This is a genomic window from Gordonia sp. HS-NH1 (assembly GCF_001418765.1).
GTDB lineage: Bacteria > Actinomycetota > Actinomycetes > Mycobacteriales > Mycobacteriaceae > Gordonia.
This window is the reverse complement of record NZ_LIYC01000020.1, coordinates 76,184-82,875: the sequence shown is the minus strand read 5'-3', so window position 1 is coordinate 82,875 and position 6,692 is coordinate 76,184. Positions and strand designations below refer to the sequence as shown.

Below are 6,692 nucleotides of genomic sequence, written 5' to 3'. Positions count from 1 at the left end.
GGATCTCGGTGCTCATGGGGTTGTCCTTCCAAGTGACGAGGCGCTGTGGTGGTGCAGTGCCTCTGGGCGGTTCATGTACTTGGAGGCGGCACCGGACGCGAATGTTCCCGTGGTCTGGTGAGTCATCCGAATGGTCGACGCCGGCGTTTCGCGGCCCCGGCTCTCAGGTCAGGTAGGCGTACGCCGGACTACCCGGTTCGAGCCGCTCGCAGTGGAGTCTGGAATGGGCCATCCGGTCCATCAGATCGCCGAGCCCGTCGCGGTGTCCCAGCTCGACGCCGACGAGGGCGGCGCCGGTCTCCCGGTTGTTGCGTTTCACGTACTCGAACAGCGTGATGTCGTCATCGGGTCCGAGAACCTCGTCGAGGAAACGCCGCAGTGCACCCGGCTCCTGTGGGAAGTCGACCAGGAAGTAGTGCTTGAGTCCCCGGTGCACCAGCGAGCGCTCGATGATCTCGCCGTACCGGGACACGTCGTTGTTGCCGCCGGAGACCAGGCACACCACGGTGGAGTCCGCGGGCAGCTGCAGTTTGTCGAGGATCGCGACGGCGAGCGCCCCCGCGGGTTCGGCGATGATGCCCTCGTTCTGGTAGAGCTCGAGCATCGCCGAGCAGATGGCGCCTTCATCGACGTGGGTGATGTGCGCGGTTCCCGGCACGGGCGCGTGACGCTCGTCGAGTACCACGCGTGCGGCCGGGGCGTCGGTGATGCTCGCCAGCACCGGGTGGTCGGTCACGGTCGCGCCCATCTCCGACAGCACCCGGTGCCCGATGGCCCCGATGCGCTTCACCGCTGCCCCGTCCACGAACGGGTCGATCTCGGCGAGGGTCACCGGTCCCCCGTTGACGAGGGCGGCGCTCAGCGACACCGCGCCGGTCGGTTCGACACCGACGATCGTGACGTCCTCGGACAGGCCGCGGAAATAGGTGGCCATCCCGGCCAGGCATCCCCCGCCGCCGACCGGTGCGACCACGACGTCGGGAACACGACCGAGCTGTTCGACGATCTCGTGCGCGATGGTCCCCTGACCGGCCGCGGTCCGCGGGTCGTCGAATGCATGAATCCACGCGGACCCGGTACGCATCACGTCGTCCTGAGCAGCGGCCGCGGCGGCGTCGTAGGTGTCGCCGACCGCCTTGAGTTCGACGAAGTCACCACCGTGCCAACGGATTCGATCTCGTTTCTGCTTGGGCGTGGTGGTCGGGACATAGATGCGTCCGGGCACCTGCATGCTCCGGCATGCGAACGCGACCCCCTGGGCGTGATTGCCGGCGCTGGCCGCGACGACGCCACGCGACAGCTCCTCGGCGGACAGCTGCGCCATCACGTTGTAGGCACCGCGCAGTTTGTAGGAACGGACGGCCTGGAGGTCCTCGCGCTTCAGGAAGATCTCGGCCCCGGTGTCGGCGGACAGCCGCGGGCAGATCTCGAGCGGGGTACGCGCCACCGCGTCGGCGATACGGATCGACGCGGCTTCGATCGCGTCTACCGACAACGCCTGTTGATGGACCGGGACGTGGTGCGTACTCACGACAGCCATGTTCTCACTGTCTGCCGGTGATCCGATGTCGCGGGTTCCGACGCCCGTCCGCGACCGCGTCGTGGGTGGTGGCATCGCGGCGCCGGATGAATCGCATCGCGGCACATTCGCGCACCCGATGGCGTAACACTGGACGGGTGCGTTTGACAGCGAGCCGGACGGGAATCTTCCCGACAACCGTCTCGCCCAGCCATCGCCGACGGCGACCAGCCTCACCGACCAGGGAGCAGCCATGACAGCTCGTCGAACCTTCCCACCCCGCACGCGACGCCTGTCGCGACTGGCCGCGCTCGGAGCAGCCGCCGCCCTGGCGGTCGGGCTCGGCGCCGCCGTGGACCCCGCCCCGGCCGCGGCCGCCCCCGTGTGCGCGGGTGCCGGGCAGCCGGCGCGACTCGTCGGGTCGGTGCCCGGCGCGGCGCTCGAGGGCCTGACCGTCGACGCCGCCGGACGCCTCTACACCACCGACCTGATCACCGGTCGCGTGTATCGCCTGGCCGGACCGGGCGCACCTGCGGTTCCGATCGCACGCGTGCCGGGCGGGAGCGGAGCGGGCGCGCTGGCGTGGACCCCCGGCGGCACCCTGCTGGTCGGATACGGCGCCGACCCGCGCGTCTTCGTGGGCGACGCGCTGCGACACGCATCCATCGCCCGGCTCGACATCAACACCCGCGCACTGCGGCCCTGGGTGACGGGACTCTCGGCGGCCAACGGGATGGACGTGTCGGCGCGCGGAAATGTGTACGCCACCAACGACTTCGGCAATCTCATCGGTCGGGTGAGCCCCACCGGCGCCGTGCAGGCCGCCTGGGGAGCGCTGCCGAGCGCGAACGGAGCAGTTCTCGGACGCGGCGACGGGTGGCTGTACGTGTCGAGGACCTTCGTGAACCCGGGCGTCAGCCGGATCTCCACCGCGAATCCGCGTGTCGTGCAGAACCTGCTCACCGTGGGTGCGCCATCGACGCCGGACGGACTGACCCTCGATTCACGCGACCGACCTGTGGTGCCGTTCAACGCGACGGGTGAGATCGTGCGCGTGACGGCGCCCGGAAGCTACTGCGTGCTCGCGACGGGCCTACCGACCTCGAGCATCGTGTCCTACGGACGAGGCGACCGCGGATTCTCGGCCGGACGTCTCTTCCGCGCCGGATTCGACGGACGGATCTACGAGATCCCCGGCGGGTTCGATGCCGGCGCGACGGCCGCCGTCCCCGGCAGGTAGCGCTCGCCCCACCACACCGCGAGCAGCGTCAGTCCGCTCGCCCAGGCGGTGACCGCGAGTGAGCCGAGAAGAACGAGGCTGACCAGTGCCACCACGACCGCGGCGGCGACGGCGTGTGCCTTGTGGACCGGCCATTGCGCACCCAGGACATCGACGGTGCGGGGCTGCCGCGATGCCGGACGACCGGGGTCGACGTCGATCAGAGTCGCCATGTCGGATCACTCCCTCGCTGGCCGGGTGCGCTGGACGTGCCGTCGAGTGTAGCGCAGAACGAACGAGAATGTTCGGCGACCCGAATCCTGAGTCACGGCCGGGTGAAGTCGGTCGAGCAGGCGACCCTCACTTCAGCCGCGTCAACTCAGACAGCTGGGCCCCAGGAGGGCTTTGAGGTCGCCCATGAGGGCCGAACTCGGGGCCACACGCAACGACTCGGTCAGTTTCAGCTGGGTCTGCCGCTTGTCGCTGACGAGCGTCACGTGCACGTCGGCCATGCCGGGATGCCGGGTCAGCACCTGCTTGAGCGCCGCCACGCGGTCGGGGGTGCAGAGTCGCGCCGACAGTGTCAGTGCCACCGGTTTGGTCGCCCCCGCGGTTTCCAGATCCGGCACCGCCAGATCGTTCGCGCTGATCATCATGCTGTCGTCGCGCAGGTTGACGCGCGCCTTGATCAGGACGATGTTGTCGGCGACGATGTCCATCCCGTACGCGACATAGGCCCGCGGGAAGAAATACACCTCGACTCCACCGACCATGTCCTCGAGGGTCACCGCGGCCCACGGCTCGCCCTTCTTGTTCACCCGCCGGGTCACCGACGAGATGATGCCGCCGATGGTGATCTGGGCGCCGTCGGCGACGTTGCCCTCGAGGAGCGTCGAGATCGAGGTGTCGGTGTGCGCGGCGATCGCGTGCTCGACGCCGCTGAGCGGATGGCCGGACACGTACAGCCCCAGCATCTCCCGCTCGATGGCGAGCTTGTGCTTGGTGTCCCATTCCTCTTCGGGCACCTTGACCGCGAACACCTCGGCCATCGAGTCGTCGGCACCGCCGGCGTCGCCGAAGAGGTCGAACTGTCCGATCGCCTCGGCCTTCTTGGTTCCGATGACCGATTCGACGGCCTCCCCGTGAACGAGGAACAGACCCTTGCGCGGGTGTCCGAGTGAGTCGAAGGCGCCCGCCTTGATCAGCGACTCGGTCACCTTCTTGCTGCAGGCGGTGACGTCGATCTTGCCGAGGTAGTCGGAGAAGTTGGTGAACTTCCCCTTCTCCTCGCGCGCCGAGATGATCGAACCGACGACGCCGGAGCCGACGTTGCGGATCGCGGCGAGACCGAATCGGATGTCCTTGCCGACCGCGGCGAAGTTCCGCTGCGACTCGTTGACATCGGGCGGCAGCACGGTGATCCCGAGCTTGCGACAGTCGGCCAGGTAGATCGCGGCCTTGTCCTTGTCGTCACCGACCGAGGTCAGGAGGCCGGCCATGTACTCGGCGGGATAGTTCGCCTTGAGATACGCGGTCCAGAAGGACACCAGCCCGTAGCCGGCGGCGTGCGACTTGTTGAACGCGTAGCCGGCGAACGGCAGGACGGTGTCCCACAGCGCGGTGATCGCGGCCTGGGAGAAACCGTTGTTGCGCATGCCCTCCGCGAAGCCGTCGTAGGCCTCGTCGAGGATCTCCTTCTTCTTCTTGCCCATCGCGCGACGCAACAGGTCGGCCTGTCCGAGCGAGTACCCGGCGACCTTCTGCGCGATCTGCATGATCTGCTCTTGGTAGACGATGAGACCGTAGGTCTCCGACAGGATCTCCTTGAGCGGCTCCTCCAGCTCGGGATGGATCGGCCGGATCTCCTGCAGACCGTTCTTGCGCTTGGCGTAGTCGGTGTGGGCGTTCACACCCATCGGGCCGGGACGGTACAGCGCGAGCACGGCGACGATGTCCTCGAACCCGGTGGGCTGCATCATCTTCAGGAGTTCGCGCATGGCGGCGCCGTCGAGCTGGAACACCCCGAGGGTGTCACCACGGGCGAGCAGTTCGTAGGTCTTCTCGTCTTCGAGCGGCAGCGAGTCGAGGTCGAGATCGATTCCCCGGTTGAGCTTGATGTTCTCCAGGGCGTCGCCGATGACGGTGAGGTTGCGCAGACCCAGGAAGTCCATCTTCAGCAGGCCGATCGCCTCACACGACGGGTAGTCCCAGCCGGTGATGATGGCGCCGTCCTGCGCGCGCTTCCACACCGGGATCGCGTCGGTCAGCGGCTCCGAGGACATGATCACCGCACACGCGTGCACACCGGCGTTGCGGATCAGACCCTCCAGTCCGATCGCGGTGTCGTAGATCTTCTTGACGTCCGGATCGGTCTCGATGAGCGTGCGGACCTCGGCGGCCTCGTTGTAGCGCTCGTGTTCGGGGTTGGTGATACCCCAGACCGGGATGTCCTTGGCCATGATCGGCGGCGGCAGCGCCTTGGTGATGCGGTCGGCGATCGCGAATCCCGGCTGACCGAACTGGACGCGCGCCGAGTCCTTGATCGCGGCCTTCGTCTTGATGGTGCCGAACGTGATGACCTGGGCCACCTTGTCGCTGCCCCACCGGTCGGTCGCGTACCGCACCATCTCGCCTCGACGACGGTCGTCGAAGTCGATGTCGATGTCGGGCATCGACACCCGCTCGGGGTTGAGGAACCGCTCGAAGAGCAGGCCGTGCGGGATCGGGTCGATGTTCGTGATGCCCAGCGCCCAGGCCACGAGCGAACCGGCCGCCGAGCCACGGCCCGGGCCGACCCGGATGCCGACCTCGAGAGCGTGGCGGATGAGGTCGCCGACGACGAGGAAGTAGGCCGGGAACCCCATCTGGATGATGACGTCGAGTTCGTAGTTGGCGCGCTGCAGGTATTCCTCGGGCACCTCGGTGCCGGCGAAACGGCGCTCCGCGAGTCCCTTCGCGACCTCCTTGCGCAGGAACGTCTGCTGCGTCTCGCCGTCGGGGACCGGGAAGACCGGCATCCGGTCGCGGTGGGTGAAGACCTCTTTGTAGGACTCGACGCGCTCGCCGATCTCCAGGGTGTTGTCACACGCCCCGGGGACGATCGAGTCCCACTGCTCGCGCATCTCGGCCGCGGACTTCAGGTAGTAACCGTCGCCGTCGAACTTGAACCGGGTCGGATCGGAGAGGGTCTTGCCGGTCTGCACGCACAGCAGCGCCTCGTGCGCCGCGGCGTGCTCCTTGGTCACGTAGTGGCAGTCGTTCGTGACGATCGGCTTGATGCCCAGCTTGCGACCGATCTCGAGCAGACCGTCGCGCACACGCCGCTCGATCTCGAGCCCGTGCTCCATGAGTTCGAGGTAGAAGTTGTCCTTGCCGAAGATCTCCTGCCACTTCGCCGCGGCCTCGAGCGCCTCGCGGTCGTGGCCGAGCCGGAGCCGGGTCTGCACCTCACCGGACGGGCATCCCGTCGTCGCGATGATCCCCTCGGCGTGCTCGGCGATCAGGTCCACGTCCATCCGCGACCACTTGCCGAGCTGCCCCTCGATCGACGCGAGGGACGACAGCTTGAACAGGTTGCGCAGCCCGGTCGCGTTCTCGGCGACCATCGTCATATGGGTGTAGGCACCCGAGCCGGAGACGTCGTCGCTCTTCTGATCGCGGGTGCCCCACTGGATTCGTTTGGTGTCGAATCGTGAGCCGGGGGCGATGTAGGCCTCGATGCCGATGATCGGCTTGATGTCGTTCTTGACCGCAGTGTTGTAGAACTCGCTGGCGCCGAACATGTTTCCGTGGTCGGTCATGCCGATCGCGGTCATTCCCAGACGTTTGGCCTCGGCGAACAACGGGGACACCTTCGCCGCACCGTCGAGCATGGAGTACTCGGTGTGGTTGTGCAGGTGTACAAACGAGTCCGTCACGGCGCCTCTTCTGTCGAGATCAGTCGGTAGATGTCGG

General features: G+C 67.4%; 4 protein-coding genes. 1 reads left to right on the top strand and 3 read right to left on the bottom strand.

What is annotated here, in order from left to right; translation table 11 throughout:
• Window positions 1-163: 163 nt before the first annotated feature.
• Window positions 164-1,540, bottom strand: coding sequence for a threonine ammonia-lyase IlvA (gene ilvA / locus AMD30_RS14920; protein ID WP_055476142.1), 1,377 nt, complete (start codon window positions 1,538-1,540; stop codon window positions 164-166).
• Between the two features lie 232 nt (window positions 1,541-1,772).
• Between ilvA and AMD30_RS14915 the strand changes: the two genes are divergently transcribed.
• Window positions 1,773-2,759 carry an SMP-30/gluconolactonase/LRE family protein gene (locus AMD30_RS14915; RefSeq protein WP_055476141.1) on the top strand — a complete coding sequence of 329 codons (987 nt, stop codon included), beginning with the start codon at window positions 1,773-1,775 and terminating at the stop codon, window positions 2,757-2,759.
• Here the strand turns inward: AMD30_RS14915 and AMD30_RS14910 are convergent.
• On the bottom strand, window positions 2,702-2,971 hold the full coding sequence (locus AMD30_RS14910) for a hypothetical protein (protein ID WP_055476140.1): 270 nt from the start codon (window positions 2,969-2,971) through the stop codon (window positions 2,702-2,704). The two genes, AMD30_RS14915 and AMD30_RS14910, sit on opposite strands and share 58 nt — an antisense overlap.
• 141 nt (window positions 2,972-3,112) lie before the next feature.
• Window positions 3,113-6,655 carry a DNA polymerase III subunit alpha gene (gene dnaE, locus AMD30_RS14905; protein ID WP_055476139.1) on the bottom strand — a complete coding sequence of 1,181 codons (3,543 nt, stop codon included), beginning with the start codon at window positions 6,653-6,655 and terminating at the stop codon, window positions 3,113-3,115.
• Window positions 6,656-6,692 lie beyond the last annotated feature (37 nt).

What these genes read in the sequence shown, in the direction of transcription:
- ilvA (WP_055476142.1), bottom strand. Translation starts at nt 1,540, where the DNA reads ATGGCTGTCGTGAGTACGCACCACGTCCCGGTCCATCAACAGGCGTTG.
- AMD30_RS14915 (WP_055476141.1), top strand. Translation starts at nt 1,773, where the DNA reads ATGACAGCTCGTCGAACCTTCCCACCCCGCACGCGACGCCTGTCGCGA.
- AMD30_RS14910 (WP_055476140.1), bottom strand. Translation starts at nt 2,971, where the DNA reads ATGGCGACTCTGATCGACGTCGACCCCGGTCGTCCGGCATCGCGGCAG.